Below are 25483 nucleotides of genomic sequence, written 5' to 3'. Positions count from 1 at the left end.
CGCACGTACGTGCTTACTGCGAGAAGAAAAGGGAATATCTGGACTTTGTGATGAGTCGTTTTCGCGGCGAACCGGATCGGCTGGATGCCTCCCCTCACGGCCGGGAGCAGGATCTGGAGTGGAACACCCATGCGGTAGTCATTCCCCATCCAGGCCTCAGCGAGGGTCAGCAGGCAATCATTGTCAGAGACAATGCCATGACAGGGAACCAGCTGTTGATTAACCAGCGCATCCCTTTGATGCACTACGCATTGGAGCGGATGTAGGTGAGCTATAACGGAGAACATCAACAACATCCCCTGCTCTACCCGCTGGTACTGGCCAACCGGGAGGAGCTCATCCAGCAAGGCTGTACCTTCAAGCTCAAGAGTGCGAATTTGCTGACACAACACAGCTCGTCTGACAGACACAAGAGTAACAACGGGTAAAGGGAATGAAATTCAAAAGAAAAATTCCCGAGCAATGCCCGGGAATTTTTAGATAAGAAGCGACCGCATTAGGGTCACGTGTCAGCACACACTTTACTGACAAGCGCCTAGCAGCTTCCAGGGACCACCTTGGTCCGGCTGGTTATTGGTGTTCCACCACTTGGCCTCATAGATGCTGCCGACATAGGTCGCCTTGTCACCGGTGTTGTACACCTGAGTGCTGTTCCAGGAGGCCGGACAGGCACTACCCTTCTCGAAGCTCACTTCAAGGCGGTGATTGGCCGCCAAGCTGGGGAAGGTATAAGCGCTCGCCACCGGCTGGGCCGCGCCATCGACGGTGATACTCTTCACTCGATATCCGAGGTCAGGAATGAACGCGACTGTCAGTGCACTTCCCCCTTTTGCCTGAATAATACCTGCAGTATCCGGTGCAGGAGAGATAGTGCCACCGGTGCCGACGACACTAGCACGAATGTCAAACATCACGGGAATATCGATCGTAACCTCTTTGTACTGACCGCTGAAGCCGGAGAAGTTCCGTTCAGAGAGACTCTTCACATCGGTATTGCGCAGGATAACGATCTTTTTGTCACCCTTGGCAAACGGCTCGAGCAAGGTCAGCTCGGTGTTGGCGCCATTTTGAGTCAACTTTACAGCAGAAAATGGCACTGGCTGATTGCTCGGAACGGTCAGCACCGTTTTTTGCGGATTGAAGCTGTTCACCACCAGCGACATATTCCAGCCCCAGGTTTTGTGATCAAGCGGCACGATAAAACCCAGACGATCAAAGCTGCCGGTCACGTTGAGGAACATGTCAGGCGACAGGTCGGCCAACGTCAACCCCATCAGCTCATACGAAGCATAAATGCCACCGTCATCGGCTTGGGGACCAATCACCACCGAGGAACTGGTCTCATAAGCTTTGAGATGTTTGAACCCAATCCCCGACGAACCCTCGATACGATCCACCTTGGGGTCAAACTGAGCGACGACCTGCTTGCCTGAATTCCACGCCAGCGTGTACACCATGGACTGAATGATCACTTGTGAAGGATTGGCCAGTACATCGCCAGCATTGATGTTGTTCAAAATAATTTTTTGCCCAGAAACATCGATTTCAGCGCCATTTTTCCCTTGAGTGACCACCATGGACGCCAGAGGTAATTCGCTGGACCAGCCACGTAGCACGATCTTATCCTTGCCGATAACAAAGTCGGTAACCGTGGTGATAGAGCCCTTCTGCTCATTGAGTAGCAACTGGTTTTTGCCACCCCCCAAGATCACGGTGTCATTCCCCCACCCCGCCATCAGTACTTCATCGTAAGGGGAGCCTTGAGTGACGCTGTCACCCGGTACATCAAACAGCGTGTTGTAACCGCCAAACTTATGTACATATTTGGTGATACAAGTTCCCTGCTCGTCACACGTGATCTTGTCTTTGGTCAACAGCTCGGCGGTTCCCCACGCTCCACGCAAGTGAGCTGCGGCCAGGATACCGGACATAGTTGCCTTGACCGTTACCTGTTGCCCGTTATTATCCGTATCGGTCCAGCTTTTCGACAAGGCCTGTGCCCAGGTCATATTGGCATCTTGCAGGAGCTTGCTGATGACCTTGTAGTTGAAGTGCATGACATCCCGGATCACCAGCTCCTGTTTATCGGGCTTGATGAAATCGGTGAAATTGTTGACCCCGTTCTTGCCGATAAAATGCCCTTGCCAGCGGTTAATATCCGTTACGTACACCTGATTACCGCCTGATCCCGGGATTTCAGCCAGCGCCTCAGTTTTACAACCGATCCAGGTCGAATCGGGCACAAACATATAAAAGCTGTCGTATTCCTTACCTGCAATCTGTACTGTCGACGGACTGTAATAGCCAGCATCTATCATTACCGCCTCACCCAGTTGATACCCGACAAATCCCCACGCGTTCATCGAGCTATACTGCATCAACTTGAACATGCCCGGGTCATGCGGGGTATTTTCGTTATAGATGCTGCCAAGACCCAGCTTGGTAAAATACTGTTTTATCGTGGTGGGTTCTTGCACCATAGTCCCTGTGGCGCAGTCCCTGACCAGTCGACCAGGCTTGGTGACCTTGGCGTAGGTATAAACGGGGTTATCCAGATTATCGAGGTAAAACTGGCTCTGTGCCGGATTGATACCGGACTCAAAATTTCTGAGACTATCGAGAAATTCCTGCATTCCTCCAGTTGAGGCTGATGCCGTGGTTGCAAAAAATATGCTCCCTAATAACGGAATACTTAATCCATGTTTCATCTAGCAACTCCTGATTAATGATATAAGCCTATCTCACCAACATAAAAAGTGAGGTGCAAAGAACATAATTAGTGTTTATATATCGTCGAACTAGAACTTTATAGGCGAGCCAAATTCTGGCATGGGAGCATTAAAGAATTTGGCAACACTGGCCCCCACATCAGATAGGGTATCACGAACACCTAACTCAAGCCCCTTTGATTTATGGCTGAATAACAATATTGGCACCATTTCTCTTGTATGAAGAGAATGTCCGATAAAGGGATCGTTGCCATGATCAGCCATGACAATCAAGAGGTCGCTTATGGACATAACGTCCAAGATCTTTGATAATCCGGCATCAGCTCTCTCGAGCGTATTCCAGTAACGTCCAGCATTTTGTTGGTGACCGGAAAGATCCGTTTCCTGAACATTGAGGCAGAAAAATGCATTATCTTCCCGAACAACATCCCGCAGCAATAAATCAAACAGTGTATCGGTATCGACTACTCCTGGATATGAAACACCGTGTTCATTCTCTACGATATCGGCGACCTTACCATATAAGAACGTCTTGATTCCAACCTGATTAAGACATTGTGGCACTTGTGTCGATGGATCGACTCCATAGCCAAGGTGAATAACCTTAAAGCCGTTATTATAAGCTCCAGAGCGTGGAGCATTGATCCCAATAAATGCTATATTTCCGTTTTTATCTGGTTTGGTTTCAATAGCTGAATAGATATCAGCCATGGAATCAACCAACCCACCAAACGCTATGTTTCGTCCAGCATCATTATATTTCCTGACTACTCTTCCGATTTTCACGACGTCATCGAATGATATCAAGTTCAAATTGGCTGTAATGTTATAAACCTGTCCCAACTCGGCCTCAAGGTTATCCCCGATCACGACACAGCTGTTGACCTCCAGTAAGGCAAGAGCATCGCGATATATTCGGTTGACTTGGTATCCTGCGGCAATCAACCCTGCCTCTATCTTGTCGATATATGTACTAAAGGGGGCTTGTAGCGGTGCTCTCGGTTTGGTCCCCATGATCTCTTGATGCCCCATAAAGGTGTCACACCCTTCATGGCCCAGCATTGACTTACCCCAGTTTGCAGCTTGGCTACGTTGCATCACTGAGTTGACGGGATACACCGTATTCAACAATCCAAGCCGTGCCAACGTCGGCAGATGTTTATCTGAAAAATGCTCAATGAGCTTTCTTGCTGTATTGGCACCGTGATCCTGTGGTCGCTCGGCCAGTACATCCGGCATTTCGCCGATACCAAAGCCATCGAGGACGACAACAATAAACCTTGCCATAATCCCTCCCTTACAACTCTCGCCCTTGCGAATCATAGAGTCCGATGATTTTCGGGGTCCCTGTCGATATTCCTGAAACCAGCGCAACATCACTCCTGGTCACAAACACCTGGGAGCGGAAAGCCATAATAACGGGTGTGCCGACGGGACACGTTCCCGCCAACTGGATGTGGTAATCGATGCTGCCATCATCACCTGCCACAAATGGCATGAAGCGTCCGTGTGGATCTGAGCCATCCATTGCCAGTGCACCACGAATACGTCCACGCCGATAATATCCACCACCATAGCAATAACTATTTCCGTTATGCTGATGAGATATCTCGCTCAAATAAAGCATTGCAATCTTTTCTGGCTGATCCCCATTCTGATTTGATGGAATTGTACCGGTCAAAGCATGTCCCGGTTCGCCATGCGTCCCACCTCGAGAGGCAATTAGCGGTATTGTTTCACAACTAGTTGAAGACGGAACATTGACCTGTGTTATCCGGCAACCCATTCGCTCAGCCTGCTCTTTGGCAATCATCGTTGTCCTGAAATTATGTGTGGCCACGGTCACATCTTTATCTTCATCATAGAGAAAGCTGGGAAAATGAGTGACCCCCGCTATAGCGATATTCGGTAGTGCTGACAATGATTGGATAACCTCATCCAGCTCACTTAGTAAAAATCCAGACTCCTGACTGGGATAAATAATGTCACCATGCTGATAAAACTTGACCATAATCTTTTGAACTACATTCGCATTAACTGCAGCAGATGAAATCTCCTTGGCCTTTTCAATAGAATAAACGGTTATAATCTCTGGTTTGGTGACACTCACCAATTCATGGACTATCCCAGTAGGTGGTTGAACCAAATGCCCAACATGACTAACATTTATTCCCAGATCTGAATAATGGCGTGCTTCTTTGAAATCAACACAGACAATACCATCATAACCTAACTCATCGATCAGCAATTTTGCTAAAACGGGATTGCGTCCAAATTGCTTCGTCATCGCATAGAGTGTGATCCCATACTCATCTGCAGTTTTCTTGATCACCCTCGCATTTTCAACAAACTGGTCGACATCAATAATATAAGTGTCAGGCAAAACCTGGTTGGATTTTAATAATTCAGCTGCACACTCTATAAATCTCGGATTTTGTCTTTTCAAAGCATCAAGAAACATCTTCGCTCACCTTATAAATGTAGCTTACCCGGCCCGATAGTTTTCAGGCTGTCAAACCGGGTGACCCTGGGGTCAGATATTAAAAATTCCGACGATATGGAAAATATTGAGTGCAACACCAGTTAATATGGCAGCGAGAGCCGGAGCAGAAATTTTTAGTACAGGACGGCCCATCACCTCATTGAGGAAGAACAAGATAGTGAAAATGGTAATCCCGGTGGTCCCACCCATTTTCATCACCGCCAGTACCCCACCGATCAGGAGTGCAAATTCCATCAGCGTGTTCATCGAATTACGTATATTATCCGAGGCATTACGAATAGACGGGAATTGTTCCAGGAAATGGCCAATCCGACGCAGCAAGAATACTTCCGCACAAATGGTCAGGGCCCCCAGCACCGCTGCAACAGGTACGTTAGGTGAGAGATAACCGACCACAAACACAAAAGTCATCCCGACCACACCATATACACCAGTGGCCAGTGCAGTGGTGGCAATCAGAGGCACAAACCCAAGCCCGCGCATGAATTCTGAAAGAGCAACCTGGTTGATTGCCGTCTGCTGCGCGACAGGATCGGTCAACTTGTAGGCATCGGCAAGCGGATAGATAGAGACTTCAGAACCAGCGAAATAACCCGCGTTGACAACCACAGCTACCAGCGCACCGGTTGCAGCTAGGAACGGCAAGTTTTTCATGATGCGCTTGGTGCGCTCTTCAAACAAACTGTGCATACCCGACATATCAGGCGGCGCGATACCATTTTTCTTATCGTTGATGTCTTTGTATATGGCAGTCCCCACCAGCATCATCATCCCAACAAAGATTTGCAGAGACTCAGGATAAATAGTGGTAAATTTCATCGTGGCCAGCCGCGCCAGCACAATAACTGCCGCCGAAATAGCACCAGCTTTCCAACCAAACTGATAAAAGATGGCGAGCAGCGGAAACAGTGCAAAAGCTGTCATCACTGGCGTACCCAATTCACCTAGCGCGCCAACCGCATCAACAGGCAAACCTGTCAATACAGCATTCACACCGGAAAGAGAGGTAACAACCAGAATCCCCCACAAACCGCCAGCTAATGCGGCTTGCCAACGCCGAGCCATCATCACACCAAGAATGTCAGTCGGTAAAAAAAGCAGCCAAGGGTTTAGAAGACCAGTGGAAAGCGTAAACGAAATACCGACTGAGGCGACGAAACCAATCGACAAGCCAAACGCCACGGATCCCGCATCACGCCGAGACATATTTCCTTCGACGACTTGGGGCAGGATCGGTCTGATCCCGTCATGAAATACCGATGCACTCATATTGGCCAACAGAGCTGTCATGGCACACAACAGAGTGACTAACCCTAATTGCATAATGTCCATTTTTTTACCCTCAATTGGCAGCAAGCTTGGTAATTAATAACGGAATGGCATGTTCGACATGTTCCACTGAAAGACCAAATGCAACCTTACCCTCTTGAATAAATTTCTCCACCTCTTCGGACTTTGCCTTGATGGAAGGTTTGGCAATGGTGCAGCTTTTCGGAAAACCGATAATGGCGATAGCGATAGATAGTGCAGCCCCAGCACCGGTATTACAACACCCGATGTAATAATCCAGGACCCCCGCTTTTACCTTCATGGCGGCATCCATGTCATTGAGAATATAACATTCAAACTCCCCCGGTGCAGCTTGTTCAATCTGTGCCTTTATCTGCTCACGTTGCAATCCAGCAATCCCTATTTTTTTCATTTTTATATCCAGCCTCATTTAAAAAAGTGGTAAGGGGTAAGACGTAACATTTGTTCTATTTGAGTTTTACTAATACCTGACTCAAGTAACTGTGGAATAAAACTTTCCACCAGATAACAAAATCCAAGGCCTCCATTTTTTTTAAGGTGTGATTTTCTAGTTATATCCATAGACAGCATGACTCTATCCAACAAATTCCTGCTAGCCAATTCTTTCAGCATGTTGATTCTCGACGAATCAGGGAAGTAACTGTTCTTACCGATAGTGTCAAACTGAACATGACAACCCTGTTCGATCAACCACAAGATGTCATCCAGATTATTTTTAAGATCGCAATGACCGATAGTGACCCTTTCCATTGCGACCGCATACGACTTGAATAACTTCACCTGTTCTCTTGCCATGGTGCTCATGGAAAGGTGGGTCGAGATTGGGCGGCCGGTCTCATAATGCGCCATTGCTGCAGCTTCAAAGACTTTTCGCTCGGTTTCGGTAAATGCGTTCTCGCTACTACCAATTTCCCCAATGACACTAGCTTTAAGTGCACTGTCATCGATACCCACCGTGATTTCATGCACCATCTCACCGCATATCTCGCGAGCTGACATACGGTATAGCTTCTCGGGGAAGAAACCTTCGATGTAATAACCTGTCGACATCAGGATATTCATGCCGGTATCTTGCATTATATTTTCAATAAAATGAGGATTTCTCCCCATAAAACGATTTGTCATCTCGATGAGATTAAGCACTCCATGCTGTTTGAGTGCAACAAGCTCATCCCGGATCGACGCATAACTATCAAGAAGACAATCTTCATCCCTTTTCTGTGAGGATAGGTCAATGTGCAGATGTTCATGACAATAGGTGTAACCATCGAGGCTAATCGACATTACATACCCTCCTGACATGAGTAGTGCAGTGATAAAAGATTACTCAACATAAATGACTTTTCACTCTCCGGAGCTGTCGCAAGATCAATTTTATCAAGCAGTCTTCTGTTGAGAACATCAATATCATGGAAGAATGGATCTTCCTGTACTTCATCAAACAGGGTTGGATCCATACCTTGCTCTATTGGTGTTCCTGACTTAATCCGATCAAATGCCCTGGCCAGATGGACAATCATCATCTGGAATTGCTCATTATCATCACCAACTGGAAAATTTTCCCTGAGGTCTTCCATTACCAATAAACATGCTTTTAATGCATCATGACTGATCACATCGGCTGACCGGAGTAACTGTAATCGCGCTATCACTGCATATCTCCATATTCAAATATTAATAACTTGGTATTAACTTCCCTTCAATTACTAAACGCTGATGGACCAACAGTTGATGAACATCAAGTAACTTACTAATTAGCTCGCAGACATGCTGGCGCTGGCGACTGACAAGAACTACCGCCTGGGATGCTTGGCGACATTCATCAATATGCTGAAGCGATTTTTCGCACAGCCCCGATACATTCATATCGATGGCCTCGGGCAACCACACGACCGCATCTATCTGCCCGGAAACGAGATAACTCAAGCTGTTGGAATAGTTGATCTCGACAATTTCAATTTCTCTTCCTGCAAACGCCTTCTCGGTCAGAATTCGCTGATCAGGAGATGCCGGATCGACCCCTACGCGTTTGATAGTCTCATATTCGTTTTCCCTATAAATCAATCGATGCTCGAGTGAATAGGACTCAGCCCCCAGATCCGCCAGGATCTTCACGCTACCACCCAATGTTCCAGCAGCAAGCTTGGACATAATGGCTAAGTCATAGACACCCTTTTTCAAGCATTCGGCACGGACATCAGCGCCGCGCATATGGGCAAAATAGAGTGGCAGGCTGCCAAGTTGCGCCTTCAATCCACTGGCCAGGCCCTCGTAGTGCTTTGTATAAGGCAGCGGCATGGCACACACCACATGGCTGATGCCGGAGTAACGGACAAGCTTTTGATAATCGAGTTGCCGAATATAAGTGCCATTACGCCCCTGCTTACTCAAGCTGACCGCCTTGTCATTTTCCAGCGTGGTAAACGCCTTCTGTATAAATCCAACCGATACACCGATCTCGTCAGACAAGGACTCTATCGTCCTCAGGCGGTCGTCAGGCTGGGTCGTCATGAGATACTTTGCAAGGCATATCACTGCCATGCCTTCTTTACTGATGTATGGGTTTGTCATCATTTATATCTTCATTATTTTGAACAAATGATACACCAGAGATTTCGCCCAAAACTAAACGATTGCTCAATTTTGTGAGCGCCTTCATAACAAATCGGATGAGAGAGGATCCTTGCAAAAAAACCACGGGCGCGACCCAAGAGCGCCATGTCTCCGACCGACTGAAGCGTTGGATCTAGTGACATAGTGAATTTGGCCACCTGATTGGCTGACTCCCCTCTAACTCTATGAGGTCTCTTTCCGCCCAATAAACCGCCACCTGCGCGGCTCGCCCTTCGTTCTGCCTGCGCTATGGTTTACCATGCAGGCAATTGTGGTGCCTGGCACCGCCCACCCAGGCGCTAGCCGCCGTCATCGGATACCTCATCTCGAGCAACATGAGCAAAACAGCACACGCGGGCAACGAGCCAACATTCTATTTCCACGACTACGAGACCTTCGGCATCAGCCCCGCCAAGGACAGGCCGTCGCAGTTTGCCGGTATTCGTACCGATGCGGATTTCAACATCATTGGCGAGCCGCTGGTCATCTACTGCAAGCCTCCGGCAGACTACCTGCCGGATCCGGAGGCGTGCCTGATTACCGGTATCACGCCGCAAAAGGCGATGAAGGATGGGCTGTGCGAGGCGGATTTCATTCGCCAGATCCACGAGCAGTTCGCCACGCCGAATACCTGTGTGCTTGGCTACAACAGCATCCGCTTCGATGACGAGGTGACCCGCTACACCCTCTATCGCAACTTCTATGACCCCTATGCCTACAGTTGGCAGAACGGCAACTCCCGATGGGATATTCTCGACATGCTGCGGGCCTGCTACGCCCTGCGCCCGGAGGGGATCGAGTGGGCGTTTGACGATGAGGGCAAACCGAGCTTCCGGCTGGAGAAGCTGACAGTCGCCAACGGCGTGGCCCACGCCAATGCACACGATGCACTCTCGGACGTGCTGGCCACCATCGAGATGGCCAAGCTGGTGAAAAAGGCCCAGCCCAAGCTATTCGGGTACCTGTTTGACCTTCGCAACAAGAACAAGGTGAAGGCACTGATCGACGTGGTGACCATGAAACCGCTGGTACACGTCTCCGGTATGTTCTCCCCCTGGCAGGGGTGTGCAAGCTGGGTCTCACCGCTCGCCTGGCACCCCACCAACCAGAACGCGGTGATCATGGTCGACCTGACCCGCGACCCCACCCCGCTCATTGAACTCTCCAGCGAGGAGATCCGCGAGCGCCTCTATACCAAAAAAGAGGAGCTGGGGGATCTGGCGGGCATTCCGGTGAAACTGGTGCACATCAACAAGTGCCCGGTGCTGGCGCCGGCCGCCACCCTGACCGCGGAGCGCGCCGACGAGCTCGGCATCAATCGTGAGCAGTGCCGCAAGAGCCTAGATTTGCTGCGCGCCCACCCCGAGGTGCGGGAAAAACTGGTGGAAGTGTTCAATCAGGAGTTCGCCGGCAGCAATGAGAGCGACCCCGATACCCAGCTCTACGCAGGATTCTTTGGCCATGGCGACAAGTCCACCATGGATCTGGTGCGTGCCACCCCCGCGGATCTGCTGGGTGAACGGGAGTTCGCCTTTACCGACGCCCGGCTGCCAGAGATGCTGTTCCGCTACCGCGCCCGCAACTGGCCACACACCTTGAGCGAAGCAGAGCAGAAGCGCTGGCGCCTGCACTGCAGCGACTACTTCAGCCGCCGTCTGCCGGACTACGTGCCCCGTCTCGAAGCGCTGGCAGAGCAGAACCAGAGTAACGAACGGAACTTTGCGATTCTTAAGAGTCTCTACCACTATCTGGAAGATTTATGAGTTGTGAGTAGTTTCACAATAAATCCTTCCCGCTCATCCCCTTCTTCAGGTCATAATGACGAAGGGGATCTCCCCAAAAACCAATATCTTGCAACATCCTGAGCGGATGTCTCCCAAGCAAGAGATCTCTTTGGCCGAACGGAAGCCATTTGCTGATGCCTCGTCACCACGCACTGCTCGGATTACTGGCCCTGCTGCCGCTGGCAGCCAACGCCGCATACCGGTTCGATGTGCCGGATTATCTTGCTCGCCTGCCCGAGCAGACCTATCGCATCGTAGAACAGAACTTCAACACCCTTTATCAGCAGACTGATTTCACTCCCCTGATCACCAACAGCTACTTCAACGGCTCCCATCTCTACAAGTTTGTCGGGGTACCGCTGGCCATCAGCGCACAGTCAGGTTTCCAGCTGGAGGTGTTTGGTCAGGTCTATAACCGCGCTTCGCAAGCCTATATGCACCTGAGCGAGGACATGTCCCTCTATCGGGTGATGCGGGTCGATCTGATGGGGAACCCCAATGATCAGCTAGCTATCGGTTTTGGTCTGGGGGTGCCCATCACCCCGTTGCTAACCCTCAAGGCGATCGCCTCCGGCAGTGATATCCCGGGCTATGGCTCAGCCAAATACGCCGTCGGTTTTGAGTGGCGTTACTGAAAAACGTGACTGATAACCGCTGATTGAAACAATTCAGGCTCCGTCATGGAGCCTGAATTGTATGTGGTGAGGCTGTGATCAGGTGTAGCGGATCACCCGCCCCTCGCCCCCTTGCAGGGTCACAGCCGTGCCGACTGCCTGTCCCAGCCAAAAATCGCTTCCCCCTTCCGGCAGCAGAAACTCCTGTGGTTGCCCCTCCCAGTTGAACAGGCATAGCAGAGTACCGCCCTCGGGCAGGCTTACTTCGCCGCAGGCAAAGTCCATCGACTCGAAACGGGCAGAGGGTGCCCGGGCGGCGCAGAGCGCCAGCAACTTGCGCAGTTGCGCAGCCTGCTCCTCATCGAGATCTTGCAGCCGATCACCGGCCAGCATCATGCCACCGCTCGCCACCAGTGCAGCCAGATGGAAACTGTATTCAGCTTTACTTGCCTGCTGGCTCGGTAGATCCCGCAGGCAAATGCAGTCGGGGTCGAGGGCCCAGAGCTTGTCATTTTGCCAGGCACGGCAGAAGGCTTCACGGGCAATCTGGCGATAGCGGTGGCCATTGCGCTCCACGTCATCGCTCACCCGCATGCCGTGCACCAATCCAAGGCTTGGCCAGATGGGTGCGTTGCAACCGAGCAGGAAAGCGCCTTCACCAGCACCACGCAGGATGGCCGCCATACCTCGTCGATAGGCTTCAACCCGGGTGGCCGCCGTATCGTGGAAACGACCACCGTGGATGGCGCCCCAGAAGTTGGCATCGAGCTTGAAGTAGTGGATGCCCCACTGCTCGCGCAGGGTGCTGAACACCTGCTCAAGGTGCGCCTGCACCTCGGGGTGGGTGCCGTCCAGCACATACCAGGGGGTGCAGCGCCAACCGCCATAGGTGACCCGCTCGGAGGGCAACGGCAGACCGTCATCCCCCTTCACAAACCAGTCGGGATGCTCCTGAAACACCTGTGAACCAGGCTCTGCAATAAAGGGAGCGACCCAGAGAGCGGGCTCGCAGCCAGCCTGTTTGATCTCCGCAGCCAATGCAGCAACACCTTGCTCGAACTTGGCCGACGGAGTAAGCCAGTCGCCCATCTTGGCCTGATAGCCGTCGTCGATCTGCACATAGCGCAGGGCCGGGAAGCGCTCGGCACGCACCTGCAGGTTCTCGCGAATATCGGCGGCGCTCACCTCGGCGTAGTAGTGATACCAGGAGCACCAGCCGCTCGGGCGCTCGCTCACCTTACCGATCTGCGAGCCGTGCTCGGCCTCGATCAGCCGTGCCAGTTCGGCCAGCAGATCTTCGCGCTCCGCCCCTTCGAGGCAGATCAGCGCCTCGCTCTGCCAGTGCTCACCGGCTGCAAGTTTTCGCCCTTCGCAGTTCATCAGGATCTGCAAGCGGCCATCGGGGTAGAGGCGAAACTCCCCGCCAAAACGGTGGCAGCTGGCAAAGGCGAGCAGCAGCCACCCCTTGCCATGCTCCACCAGCAACAGGTTGTGAATGGTGTGGTAGCCATTGTCATCGGTGATGCGATAGACGCTGGCATCGGGGCAACGGCCGACATGTTGCGGTGATTGCCAGCTACCCATGGTCTGGGCCAGCATCTGGAATCCTTCGCCATAGATGGCGCTCTCCACCGGCAGACCAAGCTTGCCGTCAAACAGCACCCAGCGGTCAACCGAGGTGGCATCAGAACCGGTGTTGTCGAGGCGCACCCGACACTGGGGCCCTTCCCACTGACGGGTTTGCAGCAGATGGGGTGGCAACGCATTATCGTTCGCCAGCTGGCGAACTCGGGACAAGAGGGATGCCATCACTACTCCTTGTAGTTCGAAAAAGGGTTCTATCAGACGATGTTCAACAGATAATCTGCATACAAATCAGCTTCAAACGAACTGATTTCAGTTGTTATTGTTTTAATGCCGCGACCCGGCCTCTCTGGTAAACTGCGATTTTTCTTCCCAGTCGATGAGGTTCACGTGATCGCGCAACGCGCCTTGCTGTACTTTCGTGACTTTATGGTCATCGTCGCCTGCCTGCTGGCAGGCAAATCCGTGGCAGCCATCCTGCCGTTTGCCTTTCCCGGCAGCATCATCGGCATGCTGCTGCTGTTTGTGCTGCTCTCCCTGCAACTGATCAAGCTGCACTGGGTCGAGCTGGGGGCTGGCTTGCTGCTGCGCCACATGGGCGTTTTGTTCGTGCCGGTTGCGGTCGGACTGGTGGCCTGGCTTGAGCCCCTGCGCCAATCCTTCGGCGTCATCATGCTCTGCATCGTGCTCGGGATCGTGCTGATCCTCGCCACCGTCGGTCGGCTCTACCAGAGGATGAACAAATGATCTTCTGGCTAGCCATTCCCCTGACCCTGGCGCTCTATTTCGCCACCCGCGCCCTCTATCGCCGTCTGCCCTGGCCCATCATCAACCCTGTGCTGGTGCCGACCGCGGTGATCATCGGCCTGCTGCTCTGGTTTGAGCTGCCACTTGAGCAGTACGAGCGCGGCAGCAGCCCCATTACCATGCTGCTGGAGCCCGCCGTGGTGGCGCTGGCGCTGCCGCTCTATCAGCAGGCGCGCCAGATCCAGGCCAAACTCAAGCCCATCCTAATCTGTACCCTCGCCTCCGTCTTGATCTCGGTGTGCACAACCCTGCTGATCGGTCACTTTATGGGCACAGATCCGGCACTGCTCGCCTCATTGGCTACCAAATCCATCACCACCCCGCTCGCCATGAGCGTCAGCCAGTCCATCGGCGGCATTCCCGCCATCGCGGCCGCCGTGGTGGTGGTGGTGGGGATTGTCGGTGCCCTGATCGGCTACCCGCTGCTCAAACTGCTCAAAGTGACCGATCCGGAAGCGCAAGGGCTCGCCATGGGGGCCTGTGCCCACGCCATCGGCACCGCCACCTCCGCCGAGAAAGGGATCACCCAGGGCGCCTTTGCATCGCTCGCCATGGTGGTGTGCGGGATCCTCACCGCGGCCGTCGCCCCGCTGCTGTTTGCCATCTATCACTGGCTGATCTGATCACCCCATTGACCACCTGTTGACCATTCCGGGGGGCCTGCTGGCCTCTCGGGGTGCGACCTGCCGCACAATTTGCACAAGACAAACGTTTCCATTACCATCCCCCTCCGTTTGCCCGTCAGGGCGTGAGCCTGCTCACACATTTACCCGAGCTTGCTCCCTACAATGGCCGCCCAATTGGCCTTTGAGGACACACTATGCATCCCCGTTTTGCCAAGCCATTCGATACCCTCTCTGCCCCGCTAAAAGCAGCCGTGCAGCCCATGCTGGATAGTGCCGACTTCAACGCCCGCTTCACGCCGGAGCAAGTCGCCACCCTGAAAGCCGCCACAGGTCTCGATGATCGCGCCCTGCGCCTCGCCCTGTTGCCGCTGGCCGCCGCCTGCTCGGTGGCCCCCATCTCCAAGTTTTATGTCGGTGCCATCGCCTGCGGCCTGAGCGGCAGCTGGTACTTCGGTGCCAACATGGAGTTTGCGGGGCAAGGTCTGTTCCACTCGGTCCACGCCGAGCAGTCCGCCATCTCCAACGCCTGGCTGGGTGGCGAGACCGGGATCAGCGAAATCACCGTCAACTACACCCCCTGCGGCCACTGCCGTCAGTTCATGAACGAGCTGAGCACCGCCAAGATCCTGAAAGTCTCCCTGCCCGATGACCTGAGCGCCCTGCAATCCTTCCTGCCCCACTCGTTTGGCCCGGCGGATCTCGACATCACAGATGCGCTGATGAGCCCGCAGGATCACGCAGAGCTTGAGCTTCAAAGCGAAGACCCGCTGTGGCAGGCTGCGCTGGCCGCCGCCCGTCAAAGCTACGCCCCCTACAGTCAGGGCTATGCTGCAGTGGCGCTGCAATTTGCCGATGGCCGCATCTTCTCTGGCCGCTACGCCGAGAATGCTGCCTTCAACCCCAGCCTGCCGCCGATGCAGATGGCCTGCGCCCATGCGGTGCTTAACGGCGAAGATCTCGCCACCATCTGCCGCGCCGTGCTGCTGGAGAATAAAAACGGTCAGATCAGCCAGCGTGACTCCGCCCAGTCCACCCTCCAGGCGCTGGGCTCTGTCGAGCTGGAGTATCAAGCGGTCTGACCCAGTTTGCTTCGATAAACGAAAGCCCCCGCACCTTGGTGCGGGGGCTTTTTTACTGGGCCGTTTAACCGGGAACGGCTCTTGGTCTTCACAGTTTGGCGCGGTTGATCACCACATCTAACCGGTTGCTGATCAGACAGGTTTCAGCCGCGCAGTGAAGTGACGCAGCAGCGGCGGTTCATAGTCGAAGGTGAGCCCGCGAATGTCGCTGGCCCGCGCTTTCACCGCAATCAGGCAGTCGGCCACATAGTCCATGTGATCCCGGGTGTAGACCCGGCGCGGAATGGTGAGACGCAGCAACTCAAAGTCCGCCGCCTCCTGCTTGCCGGTGGCGGGATCGCGCCCGAGTAGCAGGGAGCCAATCTCCACCCCGCGCACGCCCCCTTCCAGATAGAGCTCGCAGGCGAGCGCATGGGCGGGGAACTGCTCGGCCGGAATATGGGGCAGCAGCTTTTTGGCATCCACAAACACCGCATGACCGCCGGTGGGGGTCTGGATCGGGATGCCCGCCTCGGTCAGCCGCTCGCCGAGATAGGCCACTTGACTGATTCGGTAGGTGAGATACTCCTCATCCATCCCCTCCCGCAGGCCAATGGCGAGCGCCGCCATGTCCCGCCCGGCAAGGCCACCGTAGGTGACAAACCCCTCCATCGCAACACAGCGCACCTGCACCGCGCGGAACAGGTCGAGATCTTCCTTGAAGCAGCAAAGCCCGCCGATATTGACCAGTCCGTCCTTCTTGGCCGACATGGTGAAGATGTCCCCCAGCGCGAACATCTGGCGCACTATCTCCTTGATGCTGTGCTTGGCATAGGCCGGATCCCGCTCCTTGATAAACCAGGCGTTCTCGGCGAAGCGGGCGGCGTCGATCACCACCGGAATCTGGTGGCGACGGGCCAACTCGGAAACCGCCTCCATATTGGCCATGGAGACCGGCTGGCCACCGGCACTGTTGCAGGTCACCGTGATGATGATGCCGGCCACGTTGTCGGCCCCCAGGGTTTCAATGGTGTCGCTCAGGCGAGGAAGGTCAAAATCCCCCTTCCAGGCGTAAGGGGCCGTGGTGTCGAGGGCTTTCGGGGTGAGCAGGTTGATGGCCCGCGCGCCGGCCAACTCCACGTGGGCTTTGGTGGTGTCGAAGTGGTAGTTGGAGATAAAGACCGGTGCCTTGCCCTTGCAGCGCTTGACCAGCTCGGGGAAGAGGATCTGCTCGGCCCCGCGCCCCTGGTGGGTGGGCATCACATGCTGATAGCCAAAGATCTCGCGCACCGTGCGCTCCAGCTCGACGAAGTTGCGACTGCCCGCATAGGCTTCATCCCCCATCATGATGCCGGCCCACTGGCGGTCGGACATGGCGCCTGTGCCGCTGTCGGTCAGCAGATCGATATAGACATCCTCGGCCAGCAGCAGGAAGGGGTTCCAGCCCGCGGCCTCGAGGGCGGCGCGGCGCTCGGCGCCAGTGGTCTGTTTGATGGGCTCGACCATCTTGATACGAAACGGCTCGGGTATACGACGCATAAAATACTCCTCACCGGCGCTGGGCCAGTGTGTTTGAAATCGGGATTGGCAAAGAGGCCGGGGCGATCAGGGTCGTCCGGCTGACAAATTCAAACGGCGGGTGCCGCCAATCAGCGGTGAGGAAAGTCGAAGGTGAGAATGGGATCCCGGGTATACCAGTGGGCGAGCAGGCAAGCTGCCCGGGGCGTAGCTGTCATGATTGGCATCACTCCCCTCCATATCGGTTGTAGACAGTCGGTGGCCAACAAGATCCATAGATGGATGCTGCCAACAGGCAGCCTCGCCACGTTAACGGCTGGTTTATTGGCAAACAAGGGATGCACCGACGGGCTGTGCGCCCGCTCACAAAGTGGGCGTCTGCGCGGCAAACTGGCAGTGAGGTTGATCCGCCCGCGCCCCCGTTTCGTTATTCTCCCTACCCACACGTCACATCCCCCATCAGCCAGGGCCGGAAGCCATCATGCATCGCAAACCCCATCTGCCCGAGAAGATCTGCCCCGTCTGCCAGCGCCCCTTCAGCTGGCGGCGCAAGTGGGCGCGCAGCTGGGAGGAGGTTCGCTACTGCAGCGAACGCTGTCGCCACGCTCGTCTCCGTAGCCATCAACATAATGAGGAGCCAGCCTGATGGAGCTGCGCCTTGTTCTCGGCGATCAGCTGAACGCCCGTCACAGCTGGTTTCGCACCCCGGATCCGGCAATCTGCTACCTGATGGCGGAGCTGCGCCAGGAGACCGACTACTGCCGCCACCATCGCCAGAAGGTGCTGGCCTTCTTTGCCGCCATGCGCGCCTTCGCAGCAGCCCTCACCCAAGCGGGTCACCGCGTCTGTTACCTGACCCTCGATGAGAGCGCCCGCTGGCCCGATTTGCCGAGCTTGCTGGAGGCTCAGCTCGAAGCACATCAGGCCAGCAGCTTTGCCTGGCAGAGCCCGGACGAGTGGCGCCTCGCCAACCAGTTGAAAAGCTGGGCGGCGGGCCTTGCCATCCCTGCTACCGAGGTGGAGAGCGAACATTTTCTCACCCCCCGCGATGGCTGGCAGCGCTACCCCCACAGCCGGATGGAGTTCTTCTACCGCGCCCTGCGCAAGCAATACCGAGTGCTGCTCGATGAGCGCGGCCAACCCCTTGGCGGGCGCTGGAATTTTGATGACGAGAACCGCGCCAAGCTGCCGGATCGCCAGCCAATCCCGGCCCCCCTCACCTTTGCCAACGAGGTGAGCGAGATTGACGCCATGCTGACCCGCCACGGGGTCAGTACCATCGGCGAGGCGGATGCCAGCCAACTGCCGTGGCCCATCACCCGGCGCCAGAGTCGTGAGCTGCTCGCCCATTTTCTCACCCACTGCCTGCCCCACTTTGGCCGCTATCAGGATGCCCTGAGCGAGCGAGGCTGGAGCCTGTTTCACAGCCGCTTGTCGTTTTCCCTCAACAGCAAGATGCTTCATCCGCTTGAGGTGATCCGCGCCGCCGAGACCCACTGGCAGGCTAATCAGGCCACCATCACATTGGCGCAGGTAGAGGGGTTTATTCGCCAGATCCTCGGCTGGCGCGAGTTTGTCCGCGCCCTCTACTGGGAGAAGATGCCTGACTACCAGCAGACCAATTTTCTCGAGGCCAACCGGCCGCTGCCCGGTTTCTTCTGGAGTGGCGAAACCAGGATGGCCTGCGTGCGCCACGCCATTCGCCAGTCTCTTGAGCATGGCTACGCCCACCATATCCAGCGGCTAATGGTGACCGGTAACTTTGCCCTGCTGGCGGGGATCGATCCTGACGAGGTGGATCAGTGGTATCTCGGCATCTATGTGGATGCCATCGAGTGGGTGGAGCTGCCCAACACCCGCGGCATGAGCCAGTTTGCCGATGGCGGCCTGATGGGCAGCAAGCCCTACGCCAGCAGTGGCGCCTATCTCGAACGGATGGGCCACTACTGCAAGGGGTGCCACTATCAGGTCAAAGCCCGCCACGGCGACGGAAGTTGCCCCTTCAACAGCCTCTACTGGCACTTTCTCTGGCGCAATCGGGACAAACTTGGCCGCAATCCCCGCCTCGCCCTCCCTTATGCCAACTGGGATGGCCAAGCCGCAGAACAACAGCAGGCCATTCTGGCAACAGCGGAGCACTACCTGATCAAGCTGGAGCAGTTGTAAGCGGGCCATATCCCCTGGCACATTCACACTGACAACAGCGCAGCGATTTACGCTGGCAATCAGGCTCGTCATCGCACCAAACACCAGCCTGTGACCGGCAAGCAGACGGAGATCCCAATCCTGCGTAGAGCTGTTGAATATCCTGTGGCGGCTGATTATGGTGGTGGCCACATCAGGAGATCAGTCAAGGAAAGACGATATGGAGATAGTGGTTCTCGGTGGCGGCGTGATTGGGGTAACCAGCGCCTGGTATCTGGCCAAGGCGGGTCACAAGGTGACCCTGCTGGAGCGACAAGGTGGCGTCGCCCTTGAAACCAGCCATGCCAACGCCGGGCAGATATCACCCGGTTATGCAGCCCCCTGGGCGGCCCCCGGCATCCCGCTCAAGGCCGCCAAGTGGATGCTGCAAAAGCATGCCCCCTTCACCGTGCGCCCCACCGCCGACCCCTTCCAGCTACGCTGGATGCTCAGAATGCTCGCCAACTGTACTCCGACCGCCTATGCCACCAACAAGGGGCGCATGGTGCGTCTGGCCGAATACAGCCGCGACTGCATGAAGCTGCTGCGCGACGAGCTGAGTATCGATTACGAAGGGCGTCAGCTCGGCACCCTGCAGCTGTTTCGCAGCCAATCCCAGCTCGATGCCAGCCAGCGCGATATCGAGGTGCTGGAGGAGTATGGCGTCCCCTACCAGTCACTGGATGCCAGCGGCTGCGAAGCGGCAGAGCCTGCGCTGGCGCGGGTGCGCGGCAAAATCGTCGGCGGCTTGCGTCTGCCCGGCGACGAGACCGGCGACTGCTTCCGCTTCACCAAGGCCCTTGCCCTTGAAGCCGAGAAGCTCGGGGTCAAGTTCGTCTTCAACTGTGACATTGACGAGATTGAGCAAGCCCGCGGCCGCGCCGTGGCGGTGCGGGCGGGCGAGCAGCGCTATCGCGCCGATGCCATCGTCTGTGCGCTCGGCAGTTATGCCACCGGCTTTTTACGGCCGCTGCTGCGCCCGCTCGGGCTGGAGCTGCCGGTCTATCCGGTCAAGGGCTACTCCCTCACCCTGCCGATGATCAACGCCGAGGCCGCGCCGCGCAGTAGCGTGCTCGACGAGACCTACAAGGTGGCCATTACCCGCTTTGACGAGCGGATCCGGGTCGGCGGCATGGCGGAACTGTCGGGCTACAACCTAGCCTTGAATCCGAGGCGCCACGACACGCTGGCGATGGTGGTGGGGGATCTTTTCCCCGAGGGGGGCGATATCAGCCAAGCCGAGTTCTGGACCGGCCTGCGTCCCATGACGCCGGACGGCACCCCGCTGGTAGGGCCAAGCCCCATTCCCGGCCTCTGGCTCAATACCGGCCACGGCACCCTAGGCTGGACCATGGCGGCCGGTTCGGGTCAGCTGTTGTGCGATCTTATCAACGGCAGCGAGCCCGCCATCAGCGATGAGGGGCTCACCCTGGCCCGTTACGGCTAAGCGCCTACGCTGTCGGGCTGCTTCACTCGCCAACTACGCCCAGCAGAGGACGTTCTCAACCGCTTTATTGACAGGCCACCGCCATAAACGGTGGCCTTTTCGTCTGATGTTGACCTTCTCCCTCCCCGTCTGCCTGAGCGGTGCTCTGGCTGCCGGTTAATGCAGCAAACGGCACAGAATATTGCGCAATTCGACTTGCGCAAGCCGTCACAATCCGTAATGTGGATAGACGCATTTTTCGCAGCGCATATTTTTTAAATGGCCTGTAAACCGCTTGTAAACAGGCGTCGCCAGACAAGGGGTTACGGGTGTCATCGCGAGTTTCTTTAGCAGCAATCCAGGGTAGGACATTATGAAAAAAGTAGGTTTGGTCGGTTGGCGTGGCATGGTGGGATCGGTTCTGATGAGCCGGATGCAGGAAGAGCAGGATTTCGCCCATATTCAACCCACATTCTTCACCACCTCCCAGGCCGGTGAGGCCGCTCCCAACTTCGGCGTCGATGCCGGTACTCTGCAGGACGCCTTCGATATCGAAGCGCTGGCCAAGCAGGATATCATCATCACCGCCCAAGGCGGCGACTACACCAAGGATGTCTATCCGCGCCTGAAAGCCGCTGGCTGGCAGGGTTACTGGATTGACGCCGCCTCCTCCCTGCGGATGGAGAAAGATGCCGTCATCATTCTGGATCCGGTCAACGGCGATGTCATCGAGCAGGCCCTGAACGATGGCATCAAGACCTTCGTTGGCGGCAACTGCACCGTCAGCCTGATGCTGCTGGCCCTCGGCGGCCTGTTCAAGGCCGATCTGGTGGAGTGGGTCAGCGTGGCCACCTATCAGGCCGCCTCCGGTGGCGGTGCCCGCCATATGCGCGAGCTGGTTACCCAGATGGGGATGCTGCGCGACGAAGTGGCGGTCGAGCTGGCCGACCCTGCCTCCGCTATTCTCGACATCGAGCGCAAGATCACCGAGAAGACCCGCTCCGGCACCCTGCCGGTAGACAACTTCGGCGTGCCGCTGGCCGGTGGCCTTATCCCCTGGATCGACACCAAGCTCGACAACGGCCAGAGCCGTGAAGAGTGGAAGGGGCAGGCCGAGACCAACAAGATTTTGGGTATCGAAAACGCCGTCATTCCGGTGGATGGTTTGTGCGTGCGGATCGGTGCCCTGCGCTGCCACAGCCAGGCGTTCACCATCAAGCTGAAAAAAGATGTGCCGCTGGCGGAGATCGAAGCGCTGCTGGCTGCCCACAACGACTGGGTAAAAGTGATCCCCAATGATCGCGATATCACCGCCCGCGAGCTGACTCCGGCGGCCGTCACCGGCACCCTCAGCATTCCGGTGGGTCGTCTGCGCAAACTCAATATGGGCCCTGAGTATCTGGCCGCCTTTACCGTGGGTGACCAGCTGCTGTGGGGCGCCGCCGAGCCGCTGCGCCGCATGCTGCGTATCCTGCTGGCGCGCTAATCCGCCACAGCAGCAGATACAACAAGGGCGGGGAGTCACACTCCCCGCCCTTTTTCATTGCCAGTTTTTATAAGCCCTTTAGCAGGTTCTCACTCTTACTGTCACTTAAAGCAGAATGCGCTGGCAGCCACTGTAGATCTCGGCCCGACCGGGGCGGCAAAAGCCCACCAGAGTGAGCCCGGTCTGCTCGGCCCGCTCGACCGCAAGCTCGGTAGCGGCCGAGATGGCGAGCAGGATCTCCACCCCGGCGCTGGCGCACTTTTGCACCATCTCGAAGCTGGCGCGGCTGGTCACCAGAATGGCGCCGTCGCGCCGACCCGTGCGGCACAAGTGGCCCACCAGCTTATCCAGCGCAATATGGCGCCCCACATCCTCGCGGATGGCGAGAATATTGCCCTCACCATCCAGATGCACCGCAGCATGGGTGGCGCCGGTGCGTTGGCCCAATAGCTGGATCGGGCGCAGCGCGGTCAATACCTTGTCGATATGACCCACCGCCAGACGCTGGCTGTCAGGCAAGCTTGGCTGGGTGCGGATCACCTGCTCCAGACTCTCGCTGCCGCAGATGCCGCAACCGGTGCGCCCCGCCAGGGTGCGCCGCTTCTCTTTAAGGCGATAGACACAGCGGTTGGCCAGGGTGATATGCAGCTCAATCCCCTGACAGCCGTCAATATGCTCGATGTCGTGGATATCGAGCAGGCTGTCGATGATCCCCTCGGATAGCGAAAAGCCGATGGCGAAATCCTCCAGATCGGAGGCCGAGCACATCATCACGCTGTGGGCGATGCCGTTGTAGACCAGCGCCACCGGCGTCTCGGAGGGGAGCGCCATTTCGCTGTCGCAGGTCAGTGCATCGGCGCGGTAGTGCACCACCTCGCGGTGGATGGCGCAGCGGGCCAGTTCGTTCTGTTCGCTCTGTTTTCTCAGCTCGCTAAGCTCATCACGCGCCTCAAGCTCAATTACCTCTCTCATGGTGCGACCCCATCGATGATCTCGGGATCTCTGGCCGAGATGCCGAGCCGCTTCATTTTCGAAAGCAAGGTGGTGCGCTTCATACCGAGGCGGTTGGCCGCCCCCCGTTCGCCAGCGACGATGCCGTTACAGTCGCGCAGGGCGGCGATGATCGCCTCGCGCTCATCAATCGGCCCCTCCTCGGCAAAGAGCGGCGTGGCGGGCTCGTCATAAACCAGGGTCTCAATCTTGTGGTAGCCCTTGAGGGGCATCAGCTCATCGGGCGAGAGGTTGAGCACATGGCCGCGGGTCATCACCACGGCGCGCTCGATGACGTTTTCCAGCTCGCGGATATTGCCGTACCAGGGCAGCGACACCAGCATCTTCATGGCATCGGCGGGGATCGAGGTGATGGTGCGGCGCATCCGCTTGGCGATCTTCTTGATAAAGAAATTGACCAAGAGCGGAATATCCTCGCGCCGCTCCCGCAGCGGCGGCAGCTCGATGGGAAAGACGTTCAGGCGGTAGTAGAGATCGCTTCTGAAACGCTTGTTCTTGACCATGGAGAGCAGATCGCAGTTGGTGGCGGCCACCAGCCGCACATCCACTGCGATGGGGTTGCTGTTGCCCACCCGCTCCAGCTCGTGCTCCTGCAATACCCGCAACAGTTTGGGCTGCAAGTCCAGCGGCATATCCCCCACTTCGTCGAGGAACAGGGTGCCCTTGTGGGCCCGCTCGAAGCGGCCGATGCGCTGGGTCAGGGCACCGGTAAAGGCCCCCTTCTCGTGGCCAAAGAGATCGCTCTCGATAAGGCCGGTGGGGATGGCGGCGCAGTTCACCTTTACCATCTCGTGGTCGTGGCGGGCACTCAGGGCGTGAATGGCCTGGGCGATCAGCTCCTTGCCGGTACCGGTCTCGCCGAGGATCAGCACGGTACTGTCGCTCTCGGCCACCAGCCGCACCTTCTCCAGCACACTATCCATCACCGCGCTCTGGTAGATGATGTGGGGGAACTCCCCCTGCATCTGCGGCTCGTTGATGCGAATGGTCTTCTCTTTGGCGCCGTTGGTGTTGGAGATCTCCTGCTGCGCCTGCACGTTGTTCATGGCTATGGCGGTGCGCGCCGCCACCTGCTCCAGCAAGGAGATATCGATATCGGCAAAAAAGTCGGCGTTGGGGTGCGAGAGGATCAACACCCCCAGCAGGTTGCCCCGATAACGCAGCGGCAAAATGCAGGAGCTGTCGGCCTCGGGCGGCAGGATCTGGGAGGTAAAGCGGCAGCGATTGCTGCAGCCGTGACCGTGTTCGCGATAGACGAAAAACGGCTCGCTGTGGCCAAGGGCACCCTGCAGGCACTTCTTTTCAAAACAGGAGTGGTCGATGATGCCCGGCTGCTCGCTCTGGTGCTGATTGACCAGATAGCTCTTGAAGCTGTCGGAGGTGGCGTTGTACTCGGCCAGACACAAGCTGCTGATACCGAAGTGGTGATGCAGGATAGCAAACAGGCTCTTGGGCAGCTCGGCGATGCGCACCAGTTTTATCACCGCGTTGGTCACATCCACCAGAATTTTGCAGCTGTCGCGCTCAAGGCGCAGGGAGTTGGCCTGCTCCAGGGTGCGCTCCTTGTCGAGCACGTTCTCCAGCGCAATGGCGATAATGGCCGCCAGCTGGGTCAGTTTGGCCAAGGTCTCCATGGTGAAGCTGTCGAGCTGGGTGTTGATAAACTCGACCCCGCCAAGGTGGCTGCGGGCGGTGGTGATGGGGAGCTGGCAGTAGGAGCGCAGCCCCCCGTAGACCCCTTCGCGATCCAGCGCCGGGCAGCGATTCTCAAAGCGGGCGGCAGCGAGAATGATGGCCTGTTCCGGGGTCTCTTTGGTAGGACGGGGAGAGAGGTGCAGCTCTGCCTTGGGGCAGACCAGATGCTTTGGGCCAGACTGTCCCATGAAGTAGAAGATGGCCTCCTCGTCCGCACCCATGTTGAGGATCAGGTTGACCCGGGTTACGCCGCCGAAGCTGGCATCTATCTTGTTGAGTTTGTGGATAAAATCATCGAGCGTCACGGCCGACAGGAGGGATTTGGAGAGCAGGAGGAAACCGTCGTCCCAGATGGGAGAGATCTCGTCCAGGGGGATGGCACTCACATTTAGCATTGCGGCCTCACATTATATCGATTTAGTCACCAGTCAGGCTGTCCATGCCATCGCATCACGACAAGCACCCGTCACCAAAATAAATAGCCGCAGCCCGTAAAGCGGCTGCCAATAAGAAAAGCGGTGACGAAAATTGTCG

The 25483-nt window shown here is 56.2% G+C and carries 23 protein-coding genes; 11 read left to right on the top strand and 12 right to left on the bottom strand.

The annotated features are described in order from the left end of the window. Positions 1-50: 50 nt before the first annotated feature. Together ACB040_RS01600 and ACB040_RS01595 are read left to right on the top strand one after the other, a co-directional pair. Positions 51-266, top strand: a complete 216-nt coding sequence (locus ACB040_RS01600; protein ID WP_338774859.1) for a hypothetical protein — start codon at positions 51-53, stop codon at positions 264-266. After that, positions 267-428: a hypothetical protein gene (locus tag ACB040_RS01595; RefSeq protein WP_338774858.1), complete on the top strand. Its 162-nt coding sequence runs from the start codon at positions 267-269 to the stop codon at positions 426-428. A gap of 93 nt (positions 429-521) precedes the next feature. Here the strand turns inward: ACB040_RS01595 and ACB040_RS01590 are convergent, their stop codons facing one another. The 8 genes from ACB040_RS01590 to yhfZ all read right to left on the bottom strand — a co-directional run bounded on the left by ACB040_RS01590 (position 522) and on the right by yhfZ (position 9117). Further along, positions 522-2708, bottom strand: a complete 2187-nt coding sequence (locus ACB040_RS01590; protein WP_371154116.1) for a carbohydrate-binding protein — start codon at positions 2706-2708, stop codon at positions 522-524. Between the two features lie 90 nt (positions 2709-2798). Then, positions 2799-4016, bottom strand: coding sequence for a phosphopentomutase (locus ACB040_RS01585; RefSeq protein ID WP_371154118.1), 1218 nt, complete (start codon positions 4014-4016; stop codon positions 2799-2801). A gap of 10 nt (positions 4017-4026) precedes the next feature. Continuing rightward, complete coding sequence (locus tag ACB040_RS01580; RefSeq protein WP_113739468.1) at positions 4027-5190, bottom strand: alanine racemase; 1164 nt, start codon at positions 5188-5190, stop codon at positions 4027-4029. 72 nt (positions 5191-5262) lie between these two features. Further along, positions 5263-6564, bottom strand: coding sequence for a YhfT family protein (locus ACB040_RS01575; RefSeq protein ID WP_371154121.1), 1302 nt, complete (start codon positions 6562-6564; stop codon positions 5263-5265). Positions 6565-6574: 10 nt separating this feature from the next. Further along, on the bottom strand, positions 6575-6934 hold the full coding sequence (locus ACB040_RS01570) for a DUF2620 family protein (protein WP_139474134.1): 360 nt from the start codon (positions 6932-6934) through the stop codon (positions 6575-6577). A 14-nt stretch (positions 6935-6948) separates the two neighbouring features. Continuing rightward, complete coding sequence (locus ACB040_RS01565) at positions 6949-7827, bottom strand: phosphotriesterase-related protein (protein ID WP_113739466.1); 879 nt, start codon at positions 7825-7827, stop codon at positions 6949-6951. Continuing rightward, complete coding sequence (locus ACB040_RS01560; protein WP_139474136.1) at positions 7827-8159, bottom strand: hypothetical protein; 333 nt, start codon at positions 8157-8159, stop codon at positions 7827-7829. Before ACB040_RS01560 ends, ACB040_RS01565 begins: the two co-directional genes overlap by 1 nt. A gap of 58 nt (positions 8160-8217) precedes the next feature. Then, positions 8218-9117 carry a GntR family transcriptional regulator YhfZ gene (yhfZ, locus tag ACB040_RS01555; protein WP_201986655.1) on the bottom strand — a complete coding sequence of 300 codons (900 nt, stop codon included), beginning with the start codon at positions 9115-9117 and terminating at the stop codon, positions 8218-8220. 374 nt (positions 9118-9491) lie between these two features. On the opposite strand from yhfZ, the gene sbcB reads away from it, so the two are divergent. Beyond that, positions 9492-10919, top strand: coding sequence for an exodeoxyribonuclease I (gene sbcB / locus ACB040_RS01550; protein ID WP_100647259.1), 1428 nt, complete (start codon positions 9492-9494; stop codon positions 10917-10919). A gap of 155 nt (positions 10920-11074) precedes the next feature. Next, positions 11075-11575, top strand: coding sequence for a hypothetical protein (locus ACB040_RS01545; protein WP_005360277.1), 501 nt, complete (start codon positions 11075-11077; stop codon positions 11573-11575). A gap of 78 nt (positions 11576-11653) precedes the next feature. Here the strand turns inward: ACB040_RS01545 and ACB040_RS01540 are convergent, their stop codons facing one another. Continuing rightward, a complete protein-coding gene (locus ACB040_RS01540; RefSeq protein WP_371154125.1) occupies positions 11654-13363 on the bottom strand; it encodes a glycoside hydrolase family 36 protein in 1710 nt (569 codons plus the stop codon). Positions 13364-13528: 165 nt separating this feature from the next. On the opposite strand from ACB040_RS01540, the gene ACB040_RS01535 reads away from it, so the two are divergent. The 3 genes from ACB040_RS01535 to cdd all read left to right on the top strand — a co-directional run bounded on the left by ACB040_RS01535 (position 13529) and on the right by cdd (position 15650). Beyond that, the gene (locus tag ACB040_RS01535) at positions 13529-13885 is read left to right on the top strand and encodes a CidA/LrgA family protein (RefSeq protein ID WP_005333279.1); all 357 of its coding nucleotides are present in this window, start codon (positions 13529-13531) and stop codon (positions 13883-13885) included. After that, positions 13882-14568, top strand: coding sequence for an LrgB family protein (locus ACB040_RS01530; RefSeq protein ID WP_371154128.1), 687 nt, complete (start codon positions 13882-13884; stop codon positions 14566-14568). The genes ACB040_RS01535 and ACB040_RS01530 overlap by 4 nt, the downstream gene beginning before the upstream one ends. Positions 14569-14765: 197 nt before the next feature. Beyond that, positions 14766-15650 (top strand): cytidine deaminase, encoded by an 885-nt coding sequence (cdd, locus tag ACB040_RS01525; RefSeq protein ID WP_371154130.1) that lies wholly within the window; start codon positions 14766-14768, stop codon positions 15648-15650. Positions 15651-15782: 132 nt separating this feature from the next. Here cdd and ACB040_RS01520 read toward each other — a convergent pair whose 3' ends face one another. Then, positions 15783-17168, bottom strand: a complete 1386-nt coding sequence (locus ACB040_RS01520) for a tryptophanase (RefSeq protein WP_371154132.1) — start codon at positions 17166-17168, stop codon at positions 15783-15785. Positions 17169-17628: 460 nt separating this feature from the next. On the opposite strand from ACB040_RS01520, the gene ACB040_RS01515 reads away from it, so the two are divergent. The 4 genes from ACB040_RS01515 to asd all read left to right on the top strand — a co-directional run bounded on the left by ACB040_RS01515 (position 17629) and on the right by asd (position 22243). Continuing rightward, positions 17629-17793, top strand: coding sequence for a DUF2256 domain-containing protein (locus tag ACB040_RS01515; RefSeq protein ID WP_074042620.1), 165 nt, complete (start codon positions 17629-17631; stop codon positions 17791-17793). Next, positions 17793-19313 carry a cryptochrome/photolyase family protein gene (locus ACB040_RS01510; RefSeq protein WP_371154134.1) on the top strand — a complete coding sequence of 507 codons (1521 nt, stop codon included), beginning with the start codon at positions 17793-17795 and terminating at the stop codon, positions 19311-19313. The genes ACB040_RS01515 and ACB040_RS01510 overlap by 1 nt, the downstream gene beginning before the upstream one ends. Before the next feature lie 157 nt (positions 19314-19470). After that, positions 19471-20778 (top strand): D-amino acid dehydrogenase, encoded by a 1308-nt coding sequence (locus ACB040_RS01505; RefSeq protein ID WP_371154287.1) that lies wholly within the window; start codon positions 19471-19473, stop codon positions 20776-20778. A gap of 352 nt (positions 20779-21130) precedes the next feature. Then, positions 21131-22243, top strand: coding sequence for an aspartate-semialdehyde dehydrogenase (gene asd / locus ACB040_RS01500; protein WP_005345266.1), 1113 nt, complete (start codon positions 21131-21133; stop codon positions 22241-22243). Between the two features lie 105 nt (positions 22244-22348). On the opposite strand, the gene fdhD is transcribed toward asd, so the two are convergent. Both fdhD and ACB040_RS01490 read right to left on the bottom strand, forming a co-directional pair. Continuing rightward, complete coding sequence (gene fdhD / locus ACB040_RS01495; RefSeq protein WP_371154137.1) at positions 22349-23215, bottom strand: formate dehydrogenase accessory sulfurtransferase FdhD; 867 nt, start codon at positions 23213-23215, stop codon at positions 22349-22351. Then, on the bottom strand, positions 23212-25344 hold the full coding sequence (locus ACB040_RS01490) for a sigma 54-interacting transcriptional regulator (RefSeq protein ID WP_371154139.1): 2133 nt from the start codon (positions 25342-25344) through the stop codon (positions 23212-23214). The genes fdhD and ACB040_RS01490 overlap by 4 nt, the downstream gene beginning before the upstream one ends. Positions 25345-25483: the final 139 nt, after the last annotated feature.

The organism is Aeromonas sp. S11(2024) (assembly GCF_041402345.1).
Classification (GTDB): domain Bacteria; phylum Pseudomonadota; class Gammaproteobacteria; order Enterobacterales; family Aeromonadaceae; genus Aeromonas; species Aeromonas veronii.
This window is presented reverse-complemented; position numbering and strand designations above follow the sequence as displayed.

What these genes read in the sequence shown, in the direction of transcription:
- ACB040_RS01590 (WP_371154116.1), bottom strand. Translation starts at nt 2,708, where the DNA reads ATGAAACATGGATTAAGTATTCCGTTATTAGGGAGCATATTTTTTGCA.
- ACB040_RS01545 (WP_005360277.1), top strand. Translation starts at nt 11,075, where the DNA reads ATGCCTCGTCACCACGCACTGCTCGGATTACTGGCCCTGCTGCCGCTG.
- fdhD (WP_371154137.1), bottom strand. Translation starts at nt 23,215, where the DNA reads ATGAGAGAGGTAATTGAGCTTGAGGCGCGTGATGAGCTTAGCGAGCTG.
- sbcB (WP_100647259.1), top strand. Translation starts at nt 9,492, where the DNA reads ATGAGCAAAACAGCACACGCGGGCAACGAGCCAACATTCTATTTCCAC.
- cdd (WP_371154130.1), top strand. Translation starts at nt 14,766, where the DNA reads ATGCATCCCCGTTTTGCCAAGCCATTCGATACCCTCTCTGCCCCGCTA.
- ACB040_RS01505 (WP_371154287.1), top strand. Translation starts at nt 19,471, where the DNA reads ATGGTGGTGGCCACATCAGGAGATCAGTCAAGGAAAGACGATATGGAG.
- ACB040_RS01570 (WP_139474134.1), bottom strand. Translation starts at nt 6,934, where the DNA reads ATGAAAAAAATAGGGATTGCTGGATTGCAACGTGAGCAGATAAAGGCA.
- ACB040_RS01515 (WP_074042620.1), top strand. Translation starts at nt 17,629, where the DNA reads ATGCATCGCAAACCCCATCTGCCCGAGAAGATCTGCCCCGTCTGCCAG.
- ACB040_RS01580 (WP_113739468.1), bottom strand. Translation starts at nt 5,190, where the DNA reads ATGTTTCTTGATGCTTTGAAAAGACAAAATCCGAGATTTATAGAGTGT.
- ACB040_RS01540 (WP_371154125.1), bottom strand. Translation starts at nt 13,363, where the DNA reads ATGGCATCCCTCTTGTCCCGAGTTCGCCAGCTGGCGAACGATAATGCG.
- ACB040_RS01510 (WP_371154134.1), top strand. Translation starts at nt 17,793, where the DNA reads ATGGAGCTGCGCCTTGTTCTCGGCGATCAGCTGAACGCCCGTCACAGC.
- ACB040_RS01575 (WP_371154121.1), bottom strand. Translation starts at nt 6,564, where the DNA reads ATGGACATTATGCAATTAGGGTTAGTCACTCTGTTGTGTGCCATGACA.
- ACB040_RS01600 (WP_338774859.1), top strand. Translation starts at nt 51, where the DNA reads ATGAGTCGTTTTCGCGGCGAACCGGATCGGCTGGATGCCTCCCCTCAC.
- ACB040_RS01530 (WP_371154128.1), top strand. Translation starts at nt 13,882, where the DNA reads ATGATCTTCTGGCTAGCCATTCCCCTGACCCTGGCGCTCTATTTCGCC.
- asd (WP_005345266.1), top strand. Translation starts at nt 21,131, where the DNA reads ATGAAAAAAGTAGGTTTGGTCGGTTGGCGTGGCATGGTGGGATCGGTT.
- ACB040_RS01520 (WP_371154132.1), bottom strand. Translation starts at nt 17,168, where the DNA reads ATGCGTCGTATACCCGAGCCGTTTCGTATCAAGATGGTCGAGCCCATC.
- ACB040_RS01490 (WP_371154139.1), bottom strand. Translation starts at nt 25,344, where the DNA reads ATGCTAAATGTGAGTGCCATCCCCCTGGACGAGATCTCTCCCATCTGG.
- yhfZ (WP_201986655.1), bottom strand. Translation starts at nt 9,117, where the DNA reads ATGATGACAAACCCATACATCAGTAAAGAAGGCATGGCAGTGATATGC.
- ACB040_RS01585 (WP_371154118.1), bottom strand. Translation starts at nt 4,016, where the DNA reads ATGGCAAGGTTTATTGTTGTCGTCCTCGATGGCTTTGGTATCGGCGAA.
- ACB040_RS01565 (WP_113739466.1), bottom strand. Translation starts at nt 7,827, where the DNA reads ATGTCGATTAGCCTCGATGGTTACACCTATTGTCATGAACATCTGCAC.